The organism is Melioribacteraceae bacterium (assembly GCA_019638015.1).
GTDB lineage: Bacteria > Bacteroidota > Ignavibacteria > Ignavibacteriales > Melioribacteraceae > JAHBUP01.
Window position 1 is genome coordinate 2115940 of sequence record JAHBUP010000001.1, and the last position, 19192, is coordinate 2135131.

Consider the following 19192-nt stretch of genomic DNA (forward strand, 5'->3'; position numbering starts at 1 on the left):
TATAAAAAGTGATTTGAAACAGAATAATTACTTAATAATCGTTAAAACAGCGAACTATTTTAACTATTGAGCGTCTTATTTTTCAGTAATTGGAGGAAATATCATGAAACCAAAAATATTTATTTATCTATTATTATCAGCTATCGTTGTAACAGCATGCGGTGTTTGGGGAGTGCGGGGTAATGGCAGAATAAAAGAAGAGAGCAGGTCGGTCAAATCATTCGACGAAATTGATGTATCGGGCGCTTTCTCAGTTAAAATATATGTTGGAGAATCCAGCTCATTAAAGATTTCCGGAGAAGAAAATTTAATGAAGTATATAACAACAAAGGTCAGCGGATCAACTTTAAAGATTGATACAAAGAAAAATCTCTCACCTAGAAAAGAAATATTAATTGAGATAACTACCCCTAACCTCGAAAGAATTCATGCCGGAGGTGCAAATAATATATATGCCGAGAACATAAATGCGGATCTTTTTTATGTGGATCTGAGCGGTGCTGGAAATATCGAAATTGAGGGAGTTTCAAGAAGATTACGTGCAGAGATCAGCGGTGCAGGGAATATAGATGCAAAAAATCTAAAAGCAGATGAAGTAAGAATTGCCGTTAGTGGAGCAGCAAGTGCGAATGTATATGCTAAATCGTCGCTGGAAGCAGCAGTTTCGGGAGTTGGTTCTATAGATTATTATGGGAACCCTCAGGATGTAAAAACTAACGTCTCCGGTGTCGGATCCATCTCAAGAAAATAGAGATTTAATAATTTCCTTTTAAAGCGGAAATTCAATTAGAAATTCCGCTTTTTTTTTACTAAAAATTGGTAATAATTATTTTAGATTTTATGTTTGTGCTTATTTTAAGCAATTATTAATAGTGGAGCAATAATGAGTGAAAATAAAGTGTCCATTTTAATGGGTAGTGATTCTGACATTAATGTAATGAAAAAAGCGTCAGAAACTTTGAAAGAGTTTAATGTCGGTCATGAAATGAGGATTTTATCTGCGCACAGAGTGCCGGAAGAATTAAAAAAATATATTTTAAAGGCAGAAAAAAAAGGTACAAAAGTATTTATAGCAGGAGCTGGATTAGCAGCTCATTTACCTGGAGTTGTTGCATCACTAACCAAATTACCGGTTATTGGTGTTCCTCTTGCGAGCGGCTCATTAAATGGATTGGATTCACTGCTATCTATTGTTCAGATGCCGAGTGGTGTTCCGGTTGCAACTGTAGCTATTGACGGAGCTAAGAATGCGGCAATTTTAGCGATACAGATTTTATCGGTTGGAGATAAAACACTTGCTGCAAAAATGAGCAATCATAAGAAAAAAATGAAAGCAGAAGTAATGAAGAAAAATAAGAATTTAATACAAAGTTATTAATTATAATTTTCTGTTCTCTTTTGTAAAGAAATTTAAAATCGGTGGGGATTATGACGGAAGCTGTTTTATTGCTGTCAGATAATAGTAAATCGAACTTGAGGGTAATAAGTCTTGTTCTGGGGATTGGTTATCTACTTCAATCAATTATTCATTTGAAAAATTATTATTCACTTTTTCTCATACTTTTATTTTTAGTGATTGCATTAATTCTTGTATCTATATTTTCTAAAAAATTAAATCTTGGCGATAATTATCTAATCATTAAGGAAGAAGCGGTACTTTACAAATCCATTTATTGAGTTACACCTAAAAAATACGGCTGGGATATAATTTATAAAGTTACTGTATCAAAATATAGTTTAGATATTTTGTTTACCGATGGAATTGAAAAGAAAATTTATTTTGATAAGATGACTTACCGTCAAAGAAAAATGGAATTGCCTGAATTTATTGAAAAAATTAAAAATTTAGCGAATTACAGGGACAAGATTATTTTATTAAATTAATGTGGCGATTTGATCAAAACCAGCCCCAACATCATAGAGAAATATTTTTGGATTGTTGATCTTTGAAAGTCGCTGTAATATTTTGGTGAAAAAAATTGAGGGGACAATGAAACTATCAAATGCTGCAGCAATATTTTCCACGCTAATGTTTTTAAATATTTTAACTCTTTATGCACAATATCCTTCCTCTATCCAGATTAATGGCGGGATAATCGCGCCGGGAAGTTCATCTGAAGGTCCTACAGCCGTTTTGCAATACAGCCATCCAATTAATGATGATTTTTATTGGTATATCTCAGTCGGATATTCTTCATGGGATAAATATAAAGTTACTTTTCAAGAAGACTATTCCATAGTTCAATCTAAAAAATTCTTCGAAACCTACGCTGCAGACGGGCATAAATTAATACCGGTCAATTTTGGGGGTAAAATTGTTCTGAGGGAATTAAAGGAATTAGTTTCCTTTTTTACAGCGGAGATAGGTTATTCTCATCTTTCATATAATAACTATAAGAATCAAAAAATCATTAATCCCGAAACCGATAGAATCCTCGATTATAGTATTGATCCTGACTCAAGAGAAAAAATTAATGAGAATTTATTTGGAATAGGGTTAGGGATTGAACTGCTCCACCCCATGTCGAAAAATATAAACTTACATTTCTTATTTAAAGTTAACAGTTATTTTAACTCAGACTACTACAAATTTTACAATTCGAGGGCTATTTATTACAATTATTTGGTTGGTGTTTCATATTATTTATAACTATTCAATGATAGTTTACGCCTTACCTTTATTTGTCTTGTATTCCTCAACATTGGAATACTCATTTAGTGGATCGCTGATCAGTTTCTCAATATTCCAATCAATATTTATCTGAAAATTTTCTTTTCGAGAATTGCACTCTTCATATTTGCAAAATTTACAAAGATGATCTTTACAATAATCATTATGGATTCTAACTGAGCTGTTTAGAAAAAGCTCATTGAGTTTATCTTCAATAAATTGTTCTTCAAGATGTGATTCTTTAATCGAAAAATAGAAGGGGAGAATAATGTGAAAATCTACGAACAGTCTGTCGCCGCTCTTCATAAACCGCAGGTGGTGAATATCAATCCAGTAATTCTTCCTAATATTGTTTAATAATTTTACAAGCGTGTTCAAAGTTTCTTTATCTGTCTCATGCATTAAACCGCCGATTGATTCACGCATCAATTTAAATCCTGTAAATAAAATATTGAGTGCAACTGCGATTGCGATTATGGGATCAATTTCCAAAATACCTGTAAATAAAACCAGAAGAAGACCAATTACTACTCCTATACTTGTGTAGGAGTCAGTAAGCACATGTTTCCCATCGGCTACCAAAGTTAAGGAATTAGTTTGTTTACCTTTATTAACTAAGTAAAAACCAAGGAACAAATTTAATACTCCGGCTATAGCGATAATGATAACTCCTATATCAAGACTCTTGGTAGAAACACCTTTCACCAAATCTTCAACAGCATAATATATAATTGTAATCGCGGCAAGAATAATGAGGAATCCTTCAACACCGGCAGAGAAGTATTCAACATTTCCATGACCATATAAATGAGATTCATCCGCCGGTTTGGAAGAAAGATAAATACTGTATAAAGCCATAAGAGTTGCCGCAACATGAACAACACTTTCAGCCGCATCAGAAAAAATTGCACTTGACCCAGTTATAAAATATGCAGCGATTTTTGCCGTGAACATTCCAAGTCCAACAATAAGTGAAAGTTTGGCAGCTTTAAATTTTATAAGGTTGTTCTGTTTGAAATCGGTCATAATCGCTCTGGAAATTAATTTTAAAACTATACAATTAAGTGAGCAGATGCATCGATAAATTCTATTTTTTTTGAAAATTCAGAACAAACATCAAAAATCTTTAAAAAATTTCTATTGCTGATTATTAAATATGGAATAAATTCTCACAGCTAAGAATCATATTGAGCAATCCTTGAATAAACCTAAAAAAAGCTCATTTTTAACTTAAAACCTAAATTAGACATTGGCATACTATATGCAGTTAATATAGTCAAATACTGACAAAATGAGAGAAAAAGATGCACAATCATATTTTCCAAAAATATCCTCCAAAGGACAGAAGTAGTTTAATAGCACTTCTTCAGGAGGTACAAGAGGTTTATGGCTATTTACCGGAAGAAGCACTTAAAGATATTTCGGATCATATCTCTATTCCTCTAAGTTCCGTTTACGGTGTTGCAACATTTTATAATCAGTTCCGATTAACTCCTCTCGGTAAAAATATAATTCGAGTGTGCAGAGGAACAGCGTGCCATGTCAAAAATTCGGCTAATATTTTAGTCGCTCTTGAAAATGAACTTGGTATAACAGCCGGTCAAACTACGCGAGATAAAATGTTTACATTAGAAATAGTTGCATGTATTGGCGCATGTAGTATTGCCCCTGTGATTAATATTAATGAGGAATACTATGGTCGATTGACCACAAAAGAAATTCCTAAAATTCTAAACAAGTATAAGAAAGAAGAACTTGCTAAATCAAAACAAGAACAAACGGTGAGTGCAGAATGAATAGTTTTATAGAAAAATGTTGTGCCCAATGCTGGCACACCGATGAAAAACCATGTGAGCAATTTATTGCTTGTTGTATTGATGGACCATTGTGTCATCAAGATGCAACTTGTAAAAGTAAATTTCAAGAATTGAATTCAACATTAAAATATATAAACAACCAAATACCTGTAATATTTATTGGAATGGGTACTTGTGGTTTAGCGTCTGGCGCAGATAAAGTTAAAACGGCTATTGAAAGTGAATTGGCTAAATTGAAGATTGAAGCATTGATTGTTCCAACTGGATGTATTGGCTATTGCGCAAAAGAACCCATTGTTGATATTAAAATGCCTGGAAAGGATAGATTATCGTATTGTGAGGTTACCCCAAAAGATGTCCCTCAAATGATTGAAACAACCATAATTAATGAAAATTTCTTCGCAAAAAAATTACTCGGAAGTTTTGGAAAAGAAAATGATGGAATCCCAAAATTGAAGGATGTTCCATTTTTCAAAAAACAACAGAAAGTTGTTTTGGAAAATTGCGGAGTTATAAACCCAAATTCTATTGATGAATACATTGCTGCTGGTGGTTTTAAAGCTCTCGATAAAACTTTGAGATTAATGTCTCATGAACAAGTAATTAATGAGATTAAAACGAGTGGACTTCGTGGCCGAGGGGGTGGAGGATTCTTAACCGGTTTAAAATGGGAAATGGCCTACAAAAAAGAAGCCGATAAAAAATATTTAATCTGTAATGCGGATGAAGGGGATCCGGGCGCCTTTATGGATCGTTCTGTTTTAGAAAGCGATCCTTATCGAGTTGTGGAAGGTATGATTGTGGCAGCTTATGCCATCGGCGCTTCATTTGGCTACATTTATTGCCGCGCTGAATATCCATTAGCAATTGAAAGATTAAATAGATCAATTGAAAAGTGCCGTGAATATGGCATACTTGGAACTAATATTTTAAATAGTGGATTTTCCTTTGATCTAAAAATTAAAAAAGGAGCTGGCGCATTCGTATGTGGTGAAGAAACCGCTTTGATTGCTTCGATTGAAGGTAAAAGAGGAATGCCAAGACCGAGACCTCCATATCCATCTGATGCCGGTCTATGGGGAAAACCAACAGTTATAAATAATGTTGAAACGTTCGCAAACGTTCCTTCGGCAATAGCCAAGGGAGCTTCATGGTTCTCATCTATTGGTACAAAATCAAGCAAAGGTACAAAAGTATTTGCCCTAAGCGGCAAAATTCAATATAGTGGCTTGGTCGAAGTCCCAATGGGTAGTACTCTTAGAGAAATTGTTTTTGACATCGGCGGCGGAATCCCTGATGGTAAAAAATTTAAAGCTGTTCAGATTGGTGGTCCTTCGGGTGGATGTTTACCTGAATCTGTAATGGATACACAAGTTGATTACGAATCTTTGAAAAGCGTTGGCGCGATGATGGGTTCAGGCGGTTTTGTGGTAATGGATGAAGATACTTGTATGGTGGATGTGGCTAAGTATTTCTTAACATTTATAAAAAGTGAATCGTGCGGCAAATGCGTTCCTTGTCGTGAAGGAACTATGAGACTTTTAGAAATTATTGAGAGGATCCCGGTTCGTTATGAAAGCAGTAAAGACAAAACAGATCAGTTGCAGCGTTTTAAGGGAATAGTTCATTTACAAAGATTATCTGATGTTATTCGTGATACTTCTCTCTGCGGATTAGGGCAAAGTGCTCCAAATCCTATTCTTTCAGGTTTGAGATATTTTAGAGACGAGTATGAATCTCATTTATTCGAAAGAACCTGCGAAGCAAAAGTTTGTAAAGAACTACTCACATTTGATATAGATACCGATAAATGCAGCGGCTGCGGTTTATGCTTGAAGAAATGCCCAAGTGAAGCAATTATTGGTGAAAAGAAACAACCTCATCAAATTATTCAAGCTCAATGCATTAAATGCGGAATGTGTTTTGAAACATGCCGCTTAGAAGCTATTGTAGTTAATTAATACTGGAGAAAGAAATGATTGAACTAAACATAAATGGAATAAAGGTAGAAGCAGAAGAAGGTATGACGATACTTGAAGCGGCAAAATCTGTTGGGATTCATATCCCTACTTTATGCCACATGAAAGACTTGTATCCTACAGGTGCATGCAGAATATGTGTCGTTGAAGTTGATGGAATGAGAAGTTTAACTCCTAGTTGCGCTTATCCTGTAATGCAGGGAATGAACGTTCAAACTAACACACCTCGTGTGCGAATTGCGAGGAAGACTATTGTTGAACTTTTAATAGAAAACCATCCGCAAGACTGCTTAATATGCGTAAGAAATAAAAATTGTGAATTGCAGGATTTGTCTGAATCTTATAGTGTTAGAGAGCACAGATATGTTGGGGTAAAAAAAGATCATGCTATTGACATTTCCAGCGCATCAATGGAGAGGGATCCTGCAAAATGCATTATTTGTGGAAGATGTGTTAGAACCTGCGGTGAGATTCAAAAAATAGGAGCAATTGATTTTACAAACCGTGGATTTGAGAGTAATGTTACAACTCCTTTTAATAAAGGATTAAACGTCAGCGATTGTATTCTTTGCGGTCAATGTATTCTAGTATGTCCTACTGCCGCACTTCGCGAAAAGAGCAGTGCTAAAGAAGTCATGAATGTGATTAATAGCCATAAAAAATATGTAATTGCGCAAATTGCCCCGGCTGTTCGTGCTTCGTTGGGTGAAGAATATAATTTACCTCTCGGTTCAAATGTAACAGGACAAATAATTACAGGATTAAAAAGATTAGGATTCAAAAAAGTATTTGATACCAATTTTGCAGCTGATTTAACTATTATGGAAGAAGGTACTGAACTAATTAATAGAATAACAAATAATAAGACCCTGCCAATGTTCACAAGTTGTTGCCCAGGCTGGGTTAAATATATAGAGCAAAATAGACCTCAATTATTAGGACACGTATCAAGCTGTAAATCTCCCCACGAAATGGAGGGAGCTATATTAAAAACATATTACGCTAAAAAAATGGGTATCGACCCAAAAGATATTTATGTTGTTTCTGTGATGCCCTGTACAGTTAAGAAATTTGAATCTACACGTCCCGAACTTTTTGAAGAACATATGCCTGATGTTGATGCAGTCCTAACAACCAGAGAATTAGTACGTTTATTTAAAATGGCTGGGATCGATTTTAATGATTTGCCCGAGAATGAGTTTGATAACCCGCTTGGTGAATCTACCGGAGCTGCCGCAATATTCGGAACTAGCGGTGGGGTAATGGAAGCGGCATTAAGATCAGCTTATTTTTTGATATCAGGAAAAGAACTCGATAATGTTAATCTGAATGAAGTTAGAGGAAATTCTGGAATTAAAGAAGCGGTTATTCCTATAAATGGTCTCGATGTTAAAGTTGCTGTTGTTAATGGAATAGGAAATATCAAACCAATACTAGATGAAATTGAAAAGGGAGAATCCAAATATCATTTCATAGAAGTTATGGCGTGCCCGGGCGGATGTATAAATGGCGGTGGCCAGCCCATTCACCAAAAACAAGAGAAGGTTAAAAAACGTGTTCAAGCACTCTATGAAATTGATTCTAAAATGAGCAACAGACGATCTCATGAAAATGAATCGTTAAAAAAATTATATAAAGAATTCTTGGGAGAACCTAATGGCCACATGGCTCATGAACTTCTTCACACTACTTATATCGATAGAAAAAAAATGTTGTCTAATAAATAATTGATATTTTTATGTCCACTGGCGTCGTTACAACAATAGGGCAAAAGTGCAAGAGATGTTACTCATGCGTTAGAGAATGCCCGGCTAAAGCCATCAAAGTAATTGATGGTCAAGCATTTGTAATGGAGGAACGATGCATAAGTTGTGGCTATTGTGTAAAAGTTTGTTCTTTAGATGCTAAAAGAGTTAAAAATGATATCGACTTAGTATTAAATGAACTAATTCCATCTGGAAACGCAATCGCAGTTATTGCCCCGGCCTTTCCTGCTTCTTTTCCTGAACATTATTCAAAAATACCTACAGCATTAAGGCAACTGGGTTTTAATATTGTTGCAGAGACAGCTTTTGGAGCCGATCTTGTTAGTAAATACTACACCGATATTTATGATAAAGAAGAAGAAAGAAATATTATAAGTACTCCTTGTCCGGCAGTGGTAAATTTGATTCAGAAATACTATGTAGAATTAGTACCAAATCTTGCACCAGTAGTATCACCTATGGTGGCTATTGGTAGGTATATGAAACATAAGTATGGAAGTAATAAAAAAGTTGTATTTATTGGACCGTGTGTTGCAAAAAAAGATGAATATACAGATACTGAAGTTAGTGACGCGGTGGATGCTGTATTAACTTTCAAAGAATTAAAAGAAATCTTTTGGCAGAACAATATTGAATTAGAATTGCTGCAAGAATCACAATTTGATCACCCTCATGGTTATCTTGGAAAATCATATCCGCTTGCTGGAGGATTAACACGCACAGCAAGTTTGAGCAGCGATATATTGGAAAGAGAAGTAATTATTGTTGAAGGTAAAAACCGTGTTCTTGAAATTATTGGTGAGATTTCAAGCGGAAAACTAAAATCGAAATTTGTGGATATCTTATTTTGCGAAGGTTGTATTAATGGTCCGGCAATAGATTCAGAACTAAACTACTATTCTAGGCGAGAAAAAGTTATAGATTATATACACGATAACATTAATAGTTATGACAAACATGCATGGAAAGGGGAAATGTATAATAGTCGTAATTTGAATTTATCACGTACATTTATGGAGAAGAGCCAACGAAGACCAATGCCGTCGGAAGAGGAAATAAAAAGAATACTAGCCCGAACTGAAAAGTTTACTAAATCGGATGAATTAAATTGTGGATCTTGCGGATATCCTTCATGCAGAGAATATGCAATTGCAATTGCAAAAGATTTGGCAGAAGATGATATGTGTTTGCCTTTTTTAATCGAAAAACTGGAGTATGCGTATAGAGAATTAAAAGATACCCAAGAGCAATTACACAATGCTGAAAAACTAGCTTCAATTGGGCAACTTGCCGCCGGTGTCGCTCACGAAATTAATAATCCGCTTGGATCAATAATTCTTTACGCCTCAATGCTGAAACGACAATTCAAAGATACATTGAATGAGAAGCAAAATGTTGATGATTTGAAGCTTATAGTTGAAGAAGCAAATAGATGTAAAAACATAGTATCAAATCTATTAAATTTTGCCCGTCAGGGTAAATTGAGATTATCAACAATCAATGTATATGAAATTATTGAGATAATCATAAAAAGTATGATGATTAATCCAATCTTCTCAAATGTTAAATACACACTAGATGGATCCGCAGAGCATTGTTTTATCGAAGGAGATTCGGATCAACTAAAACAGGTATTTCTTAATTTAATAATAAATGCCTCAGAGGCATTAGAACAAAGTTCTATCAAAGAAGTGAATATTACAATAAATAAAGTTCAGAACACTTTAATCATAAAACTATCCGATACCGGTTGCGGTATTAGTAACGAAAATATTGGTCAAATCTTCACTCCCTTTTTTACAACAAAAAAGATTGGCAAAGGTACTGGATTGGGTTTGGCGATAGCATACGGAATTGTAAAAATGCATCGCGGTGAAATTAATGTTAAAAGCGAAATTAATAAAGGAACAACCTTTACTATACATCTGCCACATTCAACGGTGAGCAGTCAACAAGTTTTAATGAATTAATCGAGGATAAGATGGATCACTCTCAAATCAAAAAGATATTACTTGTCGATGACGACATTGATCTTTTGGAACAAAACAAATTACTCTTGGAAGCAAGAGGGTTCACAGTAATTACGGCAGAAAGTGGGGCCGATGGATGGAAACTTTTCCAAAAGGAAAAACCGGATGCTGCTGTGGTTGACCTAATTATGGAGGAAATGGATGCCGGATTTGTATTGAGTTATAGAATCAAAAAAACAGAACATGGTAAAAAAATACCAGTATTTATTTTAACATCAGCCACCTATGAAACGGGATTTAAGTTCAGTTCATCTACAGATGAAGAGAAGGAATGGATAAAGTGCGATGATGTATTAAATAAACCAATCGTAATTAATGAACTATTAGCAAAGTTTGAGAACTTCGAACCGGCACTTTAAATCAAAGAAAAGTCAATGATTATCGATAAAACCAAAGTAAATATACTTATTGTTGATGATGAAAAAGGACTAAGATTTGGAGTTCAGCGGTTATTAATGGATGAAGGCTATTCTGTTGATACTGCAGAAAATGGTGAAGAAGGAATCAAAAAAGGAACCAGTAAAGACTACGATGTCGCCGTCATTGATTTAAAAATGCCCGATTATGATGGATTGGAAGTTTTACAGAGAATTATTGAGGTTAACCCTAATACAATGTGTTTTATTGCAACTGCATATGCCAGTTACGATACAGCTATTCAATCCACACGAATGGGTGCATTTGGATATATCCCAAAACCATTTTCACCTGAAGAATTGATTTATCAAGTTGAGCAGGGTATTAAACAGAGAGCTCTTTTGGTTGAAGCAGAAAAATTAAAGATTGAGAGAGAAGAGAAGTTACTTGAACTTACTTATGAAAAATCACAGCTCAATGCAATAATTAAGTCTATTAGTGACGGTGTTCTGGTAATAAATAAATTGGGAGAAGTGGTTTACTACAATTATGCCGCGTTAAAATATCTTAATATTTCTGAATTGAAAATCGGATACTCAGCGTTTGATAAACTTCCTCAGAAATTGAATGATATAATCGTAAAAATTTATGAGTCGGAAACTGTGTTACTCAAAACATATTCCACTGAAATTGAATTGAAGCCCAATAACGAGTTAATAGTTGAAGCCGCGGTTACACCGGTTCCACATCCCGATGGAAGTATTAAAGGAGTGGTAATAGTAATTAGTAACATTACCCAGTTCAAAAAAATTGAATTGATCAAATCACAATTTGTGTCGATGGTGGCTCATGAATTAAAAACTCCATTGGCAGCCGTTCAAGGATTTATAAATGTAATACTAGATGATTCTCTTAATGTGTCTGCCGATCAACAAAAAGATTACTTGAAAAGGTCAGTGCTTCGTTTAAACTCATTAAAAGATTTGGTAAATGATTTGTTGGATATTTCAAGAATGGAATTGAAAACGAAGAGTCGAGAAATTGAATCACTTAATATTGAGGAAATAATAACTAATACAGTTCAATTATTAGAATTGGAAACCGAAAAAAGAAAATTAACAGTTGTGAAAGATATTGAACCTAATATCCCCAGAATAAACGCAGATCATAATGAAATAACAAGGTTAATTACTAATCTCTTGAGCAATGCTATTAAGTATAACAAAGAGAATGGAAAGATATATATAAGCGCAAAGGTCCAGGATAGTTATTTGAATATAATTATCAAAGATTCAGGAATTGGCATGAAGCCTGAAGAAAAAGCCCGATTATTTAATGAATTCTTTAGAGCTAAAAATGAAAAAACTCGAGGTATCAGCGGTACAGGTCTTGGTTTAACTATTGTTAAAAGAATAGTCGATAGCTATCACGGTAAGATTGAAGTTGAATCCGAATATGGATCAGGTACAAGTTTTATTATCAATCTTCCACTTTAATATATAAACTAAAGAACAAGGAGGCCAGTTATGGCGCTAATCGTGATCATCGATGACGATCCGGATATCCTTGAGGCCAGTTCGCTTATTCTAAAAGCAAAAGGGCACCAGGTTATAACCGCTAACAATCCCGATGATGGATTTAAAATCATCACCGATTCAAAACCCAATCTTGTTATCCTCGATGTAATGATGGATGAACCTGATGATGGATTTTTCTTAGCGCAGAAACTGCGAAAAGAAAAGATCAACATTCCAATCCTAATGTACACTTCAGTTTCAAAAGCAGTTGGTCTCGAATTTGGTAAAAGTGATTTGGTTCCAGTTGATGATTTTGTTGAGAAACCAGTTTCGCCGGATGAACTTGTCCAAAAAGTTGAAAAACTTCTGAAACAAGCTGAGGAGAAAATATAATGCTCGTACTCGAAAAACATGCAATGACCGATGAAATTGAAAAACTTGTTGAAAAATATGGCAAAGATCGATCTTCCTTAATGCCGGTTCTTCAGGAAATCCAAAAAAAATATCATTACATACCAGAATTTGCTCAGCAAGAAATTGCCCGGGTGCTTGATATTCATCCGGTTGAAGTATATAGTTTTATATCATTCTATTCTTTTATTTACCGACAACCTCAAGGCAGAAATATAGTGCGGCTATGCAAAACTATTACTTGCGATATGGCCGGTAAAGATGGAATTGTTAAAGCTATTGAAAGGGAACTTGGAATTAAATTTGGCGAAACCACAAAGGATAAAAGAATAACTCTAGAGTTTGTTAATTGTCTGGGAATGTGCGATCAAGGTCCGGCATTATTAATAAATGAAAGAGTCCACCCAAAGGTAACTCCTGAAACCGCTGTTCAAATAATTAATGAGTTGAGGTAGCTATGGAAAAAATAAAAAGAAATGGTACAGTCCTTTTCTCTGAATATTCTAGAGGTGAAGCCGTTAAAAAAGCCTTAACTCAATCTCGAGAAGATATTCTACTAGAATTAAGAGAGTCTAAACTGAAAGGTCGTGGTGGGGCTGGATTTCCAACAGCTACAAAGTGGATGATAGTTGCAGCAGCACAAGCTGAAGAAAAATTTATTATTTGTAACGCCGATGAAGGGGAACCTGGCACTTTTAAAGACCGTGTTCTATTACTAGAGTACCCTGAATTAGTATTTGATGGAATGGTTGTGGCTGGATATACAATCGGAGCAAAAATGGGAATAGTATATCTCCGCGCTGAATATAGTTATATGAGAGCATCTCTCGAAGGATTTCTGGAGAGTATGAGAAATGATAACATACTTGGTAAAAATATTTGTGGAAAAGAAGGATTTGATTTTGATATTATGATTAGAATGGGAAGCGGCGCCTATGTGTGCGGTGAAGAAACAGCATTAATTGAATCTCTCGAAGGAAATAGAGGAGAGGCTAGGAATCGTCCACCATACCCGGTTAATACTGGATTTTTAGGTCGCCCCACAGTCGTTAATAATGTTGAGACTCTCGCTGCAGTATCACATATTATAGTGAAATCAGGTGCGTGGTTTCAAAAACATGGAACTGACAAATCTACCGGGTCAAAATTATTTTCAGTCTCGGGAGATTGTGCAAAACCCGGAGTATATGAATTGCCCTGGGGAACAAAAATTTCTGAATTGTTGGAAATTGTGGGAGCAAAAGATACTAAAGCAGTACAAGTTGGTGGTGCTTCAGGTTTCTGCATTCCAAAATCCCAATTTGATAGAAAACTTTCTTATGAAGATGCCGCAACTGGAGGATCCATTATTATTTTCAACGAATCGAGAGATATCCTTAAAATTTTAAAAAACTTTATGGAATTTTTTGTTGAAGAATCGTGTGGTCAATGTACTCCATGCAGAATTGGAAATTCCAAACTTCTTGAGGGAGTAGAAATGTTAGAAAATGGTAAATATACTTTTGCTTATATGAATAAATTAAAAGACTTAGGTAGAACAATGCAAGTTGCTTCAAAGTGTGGTTTGGGGCAGTCTTCTCCAAATTCATTTATCTCAATTCTTGAAAACTTTAAGTCGGAAATCTTCAATAGTAATGGAGGAAAAAATGGATTTTAAATCGGAACACCGGGCCCCAATAAGTCAAAAAGCAATGACAATCAAAAAACCTGAAGATGTAACCGGTATTGGAGGAAGCGTTACTATTGAGATTAATGAAAAAAAAGTAAGCGTCCCTCTTGGTACTACAATTCTAGAAGCATGCCATCAAGCGGGTATTACTGTTCCAACTCTGTGTCATCATGAAGATTTATGTGTTGCAGGCGTTTGCCGTATTTGTGTAGTTGAAGTTGAAGGTATGAGAACTTTGCAGGCATCTTGCGCATATCCAATAAGCGCTCCTATCAAAATCAAAACATCAACACCGATGGTGAGGAAAGCAAGAAGACATATTCTTGATTTAATGCTTAGCGAACATGTTGGAGAATGTTATTCATGCTTTCGAAATTCAAATTGCGAGCTTCAAGCATTGGCAAAAGAATATGGCGTAGATCATTATAATTTTGGACATGAGACTCACCCAAAACATGAAATTGATAATTCCTCATATTCTGTTGTACGCGACATGAATAAGTGCATTATGTGCAAACGATGTGTGCGTACTTGTATTGATTTACAGGAAGTGGGTGTTTTAGAAACTGTTGACCGTGGTGATAAGACACATATTTCAACATTCCTGGATAAACCACTTTCAGAAGTGATATGTATTAATTGTGGCCAATGCATAAATCGTTGTCCCACTTCAGCTTTAAGAGCAAATGATCCTTCGGATGAAATATGGGCAGCAATTGATGATCCTAAAAAACATGTAGTAATTCAAACAGCTCCATCACCAAGAGCGGCAATTGGAGAAGAATTTGGCTTGCCTGCTGGGCATTCAATGACGCAAGAGTTAAATACAGCCCTAAAAAGAATTGGTTTTGATAGAGTATTTGATACTAATACTACGGCTGACTTAACAATATTTGAAGAGGGGACTGAATTAATTCTCAGACTTTACAAAGCATTGGTACAAAAAGAAGATGTGGCTCTTCCACAATTCACATCATGTTCTCCTGGCTGGGTAAAATTCCTAGAGCATTATTATCCCGAATATATTGATAATCTTAGTTCCGCCAAATCGCCTCAACAAATGTTTGGTGCATTAATAAAAACTATGTATGCAGAAAAAGCTGGAATTGATCCTGCAGATATTGTTTCGGTGGCGTTGATGCCTTGCTCTGCAAAAAAATTCGAGTGCAATAGACCAGAAATGCATGACAGCGGTTTTAAAGATGTAGATTATGGATTAACAACACGAGAACTTGCTCAAATGATTAAAGAAGCAGGAATAAATTTACCGGAGATGCCAAAAGAACATTTCGATTCTCCTTTTGGTGAAGCTTCGGGAGCTGGTTTAATCTTTGGTGCAACAGGTGGGGTTATGGAAGCAGCAATAAGATCTGTTGTTGAGTTTGTTCTCGGTGCCAAAGTAGAAGATGTTTTTGCAAATGCTAATATAATTCCATTACGAGGTTTTGAGGGAATAAGATATATGGAAATTCCAATTGGAAATGCTGTTGGTCCTGTTCCGCCAATTCTTCAAAAATTAGTTCCTAACTGGGATTGGTTAAAAGGGGTAACATTAAAAGTTGCTGTTGCTCATGGCACCGCAAATGCTAAAAAAGTTATGGATGATATTAAAGCAGGTGGTAAATTTTCAGAATGTCATTTTATAGAATTTATGGCATGCCCAGGTGGATGTTTGGGCGGCGGCGGTCAACCAATACCAACAACCCCTGAAATTCGTAAGAAACGAGCCGAAGCGATTTATGCAGAAGATGAATCTCTTGAACTCAGAAAATCGCATGAGAATCCAAATGTATTAAGAATTTATAATGAATTTTTAACTGATGGTCCATGCGGTCATCTCTCTCATAAACTTCTCCATACTCATTATATTAAACGGGGAAGATATATAGCTTAATTATTTTAAGCCGCTTTCTTTCAATAGAAAGCGGCTTTTTAGTGTGTTTTTATATATGATAAAAAATCTAAATATTTTATCCGGACATTCGAAGTCGATTCACTCATACAATCTATGGTTCATAAAACTTCGCTGGTTTGCGGCAATATCTCTTGTTGCAATGCTTTTACTTCTCCAATTTCTTTTCAATATAAATTTGTCTGAGGAACAAATTATTGTTTTTCTTCTTTCGGCTTCACTAATATTTCTTTATAACTCTTTCTTCTTTAAATTTCACAGAAAAATAACCGATGAAAATAATCCCTCTTTATTTTCGCTAATACAGATATTAATTGATTTATCAGTTTTAAGTATACTGGTTTATTTTAGCGGAGGGATTACTTCTCCATTACTTCTATTTTATTATTTTCACATGCTCATCGGTACAATGATATTGCCCCGCAAGTTAATGTTTGCCATCGTTACAGCTTTGACCATATTTTTAATTCTAATCAGCTTTTTGGAAATACAAGGTTTAATAGATTTGCCAAAATTTGGTACTACAATAACGGATGATTACGGCAATGTATTTTATTTACCAATACTTCTTTTCTCGACATCTCTTTATTTGGTAGTATATTTAACTTCCAAACTGGTGTACGATCTATACATGAGAGAAGAACAGCTAAATAGAGCGTTGAACGAAATTCGTGCTGCTGAGGAAGCAAAACATCATTATACTATTGCTCTAATTCATGAATTAAAAAGCCCCATGGCGGCTTCAATTTCAAACGTGGATTTGGTTATTGATAATTATTTAGGAGAAGTATCCGAACCAGTTAAAGAAAAATTAGTGCGTGTAAAAAAGAGACTTTCAGAAGGAATCTCAAATATCAACTCCATTCTAAAATTTTCTCAATTTAAGTTATTGCAGAATATTGAACTAAATGATCTTCGAATCAACGATGTTCTAATAAAAGTAATTGAGAGCAATCGTGATACTGCAAACAAAAAAGAAATAAAGATCGAGATTTATGATTCAAGTAATAGAAAAGTGAAAGGGGATCCGTTTTTGCTGGAACTTCTATTCTCTAACTTGATCGGAAATGCAATTAAATATGGTAATCAAAACGGTCATGTTAAAATTTCTATTGAAGAGGTTGGAAAAAATACCCAAATAAGAATATTGGATGATGGAATTGGTATACCTGAGAAAGATCTACCTAAAATATTTGAAGAGTATTTTAGAGCCTCCAACTCGGATAAGATTGAAGGAACAGGAACCGGTTTATCTATCGTAAAAAAAATTATTGAAGCTCATTCCGGGAAAATATCGGTAATCAGTCCTGTAAATAAGTTTGATCTTAAACGCAGAGGGACTGAGTTTACTATAACCATTCCAATTGTGGAGTAATGTTTACAATTCAGTATTGCACAAATAACTGAAGTATTCAGGCCTCATACTCAATAAGGCTGCGTTAGCATCCTCAATAGAGGGAAAAAATCCAAACACCGTAGAACCGCTTCCCGACATTAGTGACAATGCGGCATTATGCTCATACATGTTCTCTTTTATTTTCGCTATCTCCGGGAACTTACTGAATGCATAAATTTCAAAATCATTTTTAAGAAATGCTCTACCTTTCATCAAATCAAGACTCCCATCTTTAATCAAATCGATAAATCTTGTTGAAACATTTGATGGCGTAATGTTTTGGAATGCCTCTTTTGTAGAGATATTTATTCTTGGATTTACAATTAAAATTGTTTCATTTATTTCCATCTCAATAAGTTCTAATATTTCACCCCGCGATGTTCCAATTGCGGGTTTTGCTTTCAAAAAGAATGGTACATCTGATCCAAGGGAAAGTGCGATCTCCACCAGTTTTTCATATTTAATGTTGAGATCAAAAAACTCATTTAAGCAAATTAAAGTTGAAGCAGCGTCAGAACTGCCACCCCCTAATCCCGCCTGACTTGGGATATTTTTTATCAGCTCAATTCTAATATTGAATTTTCTTTTAGAATATGATTCGAGTATATTTTTCGCTTTCACTACTAAATTGGATTTAGGGTCACCCAAAGTATTTTCGGAGCAGATAAATTCAAAGTTATCAGACTTGCTGAATTTTAATATATCGTAAAGATCATTTAACGGATAAAATAGAGTTGATAAATTATGGTAGCCGTCATCGCGACGCGACAATATATCAAGTCCAATATTAATTTTTGCCGGAGCTTTAATTTCTATATAATTCATCTATCATTTCTCTCAAGAATTTTGTGTGTGATGGGGAAGATCCACAGCATGATCCGATTATGGAAGGATTTTTTCCTAATAATTTCTTTGCAAATACTCCATATTCTTTTGGCTCTATTTTGCAGGTGATACTCGATTCGTTATGATCTTTACCTCCACAATTCAAATAGAAACCCCATTTAAAATTTAGTTCAATTGTCTCTAAGAGTCTGTGAAGTTGACTGAATTGAATACAATTAAACATTATACAAAGGGGAGAGTATTTATTTATATATTTAATTGCTAATGATACATCTTCACCACTTAGTAATTTTAAGTCATCATTTAAAAAAAGACTAATTATAAATGGGTAATTATTTAAAGTACAATATTCACAAATAATCTCAATTTCATCCATATGACTCTGAGTCTCATTTAAAACGAAATCAACGCCATTCAGCATTAACAAGTCAATGTGTTGCGAGTGATTATTTATTAACTCTTCTATTGTTAAAAATCTTTCAATTTCGTAACAATCCTCAGCCGGTGGATTAGAGCCAGCTATATATACATTATGGTCATTTCTTGCTTTTAAAGCTAACTCAACTGATTTCTCCACAAAATCTTTTAGTTCGAGATTCTCCTTACTTCTTCTAACTGCTGATGGATTCGTTCGAAAAGTATTAGTTGTAATTATATCTGCACCGGCTTTGATATATTCGAGGTGAAGATTTTGAACAACTGCAGGGTTTGAGATATTAACTATGGACGACCATAATTCTTTATTATCAATATTGCCATTATGGAGCACACTACCCATTGCTCCATCCAAAATTAAAGGTTTATCATTTTCTAAATTCATT

18 protein-coding genes are annotated in these 19192 nt (G+C 34.7%); 15 read left to right on the forward strand and 3 right to left on the reverse strand.

From position 1 onward, the window contains the following. Window positions 1-103 precede the first annotated feature (103 nt). The 4 genes from KF816_09070 (at window position 104) to KF816_09085 (ending at window position 2650) form a co-directional block, all read left to right on the forward strand. A complete protein-coding gene (locus KF816_09070) occupies window positions 104-751 on the forward strand; it encodes a DUF2807 domain-containing protein (protein MBX3008163.1) in 648 nt (215 codons plus the stop codon). Between the two features lie 132 nt (window positions 752-883). Continuing rightward, entirely contained in the window at window positions 884-1378 is a 495-nt protein-coding gene (gene purE, locus KF816_09075; GenBank protein MBX3008164.1) for a 5-(carboxyamino)imidazole ribonucleotide mutase, read from the forward strand. 50 nt (window positions 1379-1428) lie between these two features. Further along, window positions 1429-1677 (forward strand): hypothetical protein, encoded by a 249-nt coding sequence (locus tag KF816_09080; GenBank protein MBX3008165.1) that lies wholly within the window; start codon window positions 1429-1431, stop codon window positions 1675-1677. Window positions 1678-1990: 313 nt separating this feature from the next. Continuing rightward, complete coding sequence (locus KF816_09085; protein ID MBX3008166.1) at window positions 1991-2650, forward strand: hypothetical protein; 660 nt, start codon at window positions 1991-1993, stop codon at window positions 2648-2650. Window positions 2651-2665: 15 nt separating this feature from the next. Here KF816_09085 and KF816_09090 read toward each other — a convergent pair whose 3' ends face one another. Further along, window positions 2666-3697: a cation transporter gene (locus KF816_09090; protein MBX3008167.1), complete on the reverse strand. Its 1032-nt coding sequence runs from the start codon at window positions 3695-3697 to the stop codon at window positions 2666-2668. A 278-nt stretch (window positions 3698-3975) separates the two neighbouring features. On the opposite strand from KF816_09090, the gene nuoE (KF816_09095) reads away from it, so the two are divergent. From nuoE (KF816_09095) to KF816_09145, 11 genes are read left to right on the forward strand one after another with little or no spacing between them, the layout of a single operon-like run. After that, window positions 3976-4467: an NADH-quinone oxidoreductase subunit NuoE gene (gene nuoE / locus KF816_09095; protein MBX3008168.1), complete on the forward strand. Its 492-nt coding sequence runs from the start codon at window positions 3976-3978 to the stop codon at window positions 4465-4467. Then, window positions 4464-6449, forward strand: a complete 1986-nt coding sequence (locus tag KF816_09100; GenBank protein MBX3008169.1) for a 4Fe-4S binding protein — start codon at window positions 4464-4466, stop codon at window positions 6447-6449. The genes nuoE (KF816_09095) and KF816_09100 overlap by 4 nt, the downstream gene beginning before the upstream one ends. A gap of 14 nt (window positions 6450-6463) precedes the next feature. After that, a complete protein-coding gene (locus tag KF816_09105; GenBank protein MBX3008170.1) occupies window positions 6464-8194 on the forward strand; it encodes a [FeFe] hydrogenase, group A in 1731 nt (576 codons plus the stop codon). Between the two features lie 11 nt (window positions 8195-8205). Then, complete coding sequence (locus KF816_09110; protein MBX3008171.1) at window positions 8206-10203, forward strand: 4Fe-4S binding protein; 1998 nt, start codon at window positions 8206-8208, stop codon at window positions 10201-10203. A gap of 11 nt (window positions 10204-10214) precedes the next feature. Beyond that, entirely contained in the window at window positions 10215-10622 is a 408-nt protein-coding gene (locus KF816_09115; GenBank protein MBX3008172.1) for a response regulator, read from the forward strand. A 21-nt stretch (window positions 10623-10643) separates the two neighbouring features. After that, entirely contained in the window at window positions 10644-12116 is a 1473-nt protein-coding gene (locus KF816_09120; protein ID MBX3008173.1) for a response regulator, read from the forward strand. A 30-nt stretch (window positions 12117-12146) separates the two neighbouring features. Continuing rightward, window positions 12147-12530, forward strand: a complete 384-nt coding sequence (locus KF816_09125) for a response regulator (GenBank protein MBX3008174.1) — start codon at window positions 12147-12149, stop codon at window positions 12528-12530. Beyond that, window positions 12530-13003, forward strand: coding sequence for an NADH-quinone oxidoreductase subunit NuoE (nuoE, locus tag KF816_09130; GenBank protein MBX3008175.1), 474 nt, complete (start codon window positions 12530-12532; stop codon window positions 13001-13003). The genes KF816_09125 and nuoE (KF816_09130) overlap by 1 nt, the downstream gene beginning before the upstream one ends. Window positions 13004-13005: 2 nt before the next feature. After that, window positions 13006-14205, forward strand: a complete 1200-nt coding sequence (locus KF816_09135; GenBank protein ID MBX3008176.1) for an iron hydrogenase — start codon at window positions 13006-13008, stop codon at window positions 14203-14205. After that, a complete protein-coding gene (locus KF816_09140; GenBank protein MBX3008177.1) occupies window positions 14195-16111 on the forward strand; it encodes a [FeFe] hydrogenase, group A in 1917 nt (638 codons plus the stop codon). Before KF816_09135 ends, KF816_09140 begins: the two co-directional genes overlap by 11 nt. A gap of 55 nt (window positions 16112-16166) precedes the next feature. After that, window positions 16167-17504 carry a HAMP domain-containing histidine kinase gene (locus KF816_09145; GenBank protein MBX3008178.1) on the forward strand — a complete coding sequence of 446 codons (1338 nt, stop codon included), beginning with the start codon at window positions 16167-16169 and terminating at the stop codon, window positions 17502-17504. A 3-nt stretch (window positions 17505-17507) separates the two neighbouring features. On the opposite strand, the gene ispE is transcribed toward KF816_09145, so the two are convergent. Continuing rightward, complete coding sequence (ispE, locus tag KF816_09150; GenBank protein MBX3008179.1) at window positions 17508-18350, reverse strand: 4-(cytidine 5'-diphospho)-2-C-methyl-D-erythritol kinase; 843 nt, start codon at window positions 18348-18350, stop codon at window positions 17508-17510. Next, window positions 18331-19191, reverse strand: a complete 861-nt coding sequence (locus KF816_09155) for a homocysteine S-methyltransferase family protein (protein ID MBX3008180.1) — start codon at window positions 19189-19191, stop codon at window positions 18331-18333. The genes ispE and KF816_09155 overlap by 20 nt, the downstream gene beginning before the upstream one ends. Window position 19192: the final 1 nt, after the last annotated feature.

Excerpts from the sequence above, each read along its gene's own strand:
- KF816_09080 (MBX3008165.1), top strand. The coding sequence starts at position 1,429 with ATGACGGAAGCTGTTTTATTGCTGTCAGATAATAGTAAATCGAACTTG.
- nuoE (MBX3008168.1), top strand. The coding sequence starts at position 3,976 with ATGCACAATCATATTTTCCAAAAATATCCTCCAAAGGACAGAAGTAGT.
- KF816_09125 (MBX3008174.1), top strand. The coding sequence starts at position 12,147 with ATGGCGCTAATCGTGATCATCGATGACGATCCGGATATCCTTGAGGCC.
- KF816_09155 (MBX3008180.1), bottom strand. The coding sequence starts at position 19,191 with ATGAATTTAGAAAATGATAAACCTTTAATTTTGGATGGAGCAATGGGT.
- KF816_09100 (MBX3008169.1), top strand. The coding sequence starts at position 4,464 with ATGAATAGTTTTATAGAAAAATGTTGTGCCCAATGCTGGCACACCGAT.
- purE (MBX3008164.1), top strand. The coding sequence starts at position 884 with ATGAGTGAAAATAAAGTGTCCATTTTAATGGGTAGTGATTCTGACATT.
- ispE (MBX3008179.1), bottom strand. The coding sequence starts at position 18,350 with ATGAATTATATAGAAATTAAAGCTCCGGCAAAAATTAATATTGGACTT.
- KF816_09090 (MBX3008167.1), bottom strand. The coding sequence starts at position 3,697 with ATGACCGATTTCAAACAGAACAACCTTATAAAATTTAAAGCTGCCAAA.
- KF816_09140 (MBX3008177.1), top strand. The coding sequence starts at position 14,195 with ATGGATTTTAAATCGGAACACCGGGCCCCAATAAGTCAAAAAGCAATG.
- KF816_09115 (MBX3008172.1), top strand. The coding sequence starts at position 10,215 with ATGGATCACTCTCAAATCAAAAAGATATTACTTGTCGATGACGACATT.
- KF816_09135 (MBX3008176.1), top strand. The coding sequence starts at position 13,006 with ATGGAAAAAATAAAAAGAAATGGTACAGTCCTTTTCTCTGAATATTCT.
- KF816_09105 (MBX3008170.1), top strand. The coding sequence starts at position 6,464 with ATGATTGAACTAAACATAAATGGAATAAAGGTAGAAGCAGAAGAAGGT.
- nuoE (MBX3008175.1), top strand. The coding sequence starts at position 12,530 with ATGCTCGTACTCGAAAAACATGCAATGACCGATGAAATTGAAAAACTT.
- KF816_09110 (MBX3008171.1), top strand. The coding sequence starts at position 8,206 with ATGTCCACTGGCGTCGTTACAACAATAGGGCAAAAGTGCAAGAGATGT.
- KF816_09085 (MBX3008166.1), top strand. The coding sequence starts at position 1,991 with ATGAAACTATCAAATGCTGCAGCAATATTTTCCACGCTAATGTTTTTA.
- KF816_09145 (MBX3008178.1), top strand. The coding sequence starts at position 16,167 with ATGATAAAAAATCTAAATATTTTATCCGGACATTCGAAGTCGATTCAC.
- KF816_09070 (MBX3008163.1), top strand. The coding sequence starts at position 104 with ATGAAACCAAAAATATTTATTTATCTATTATTATCAGCTATCGTTGTA.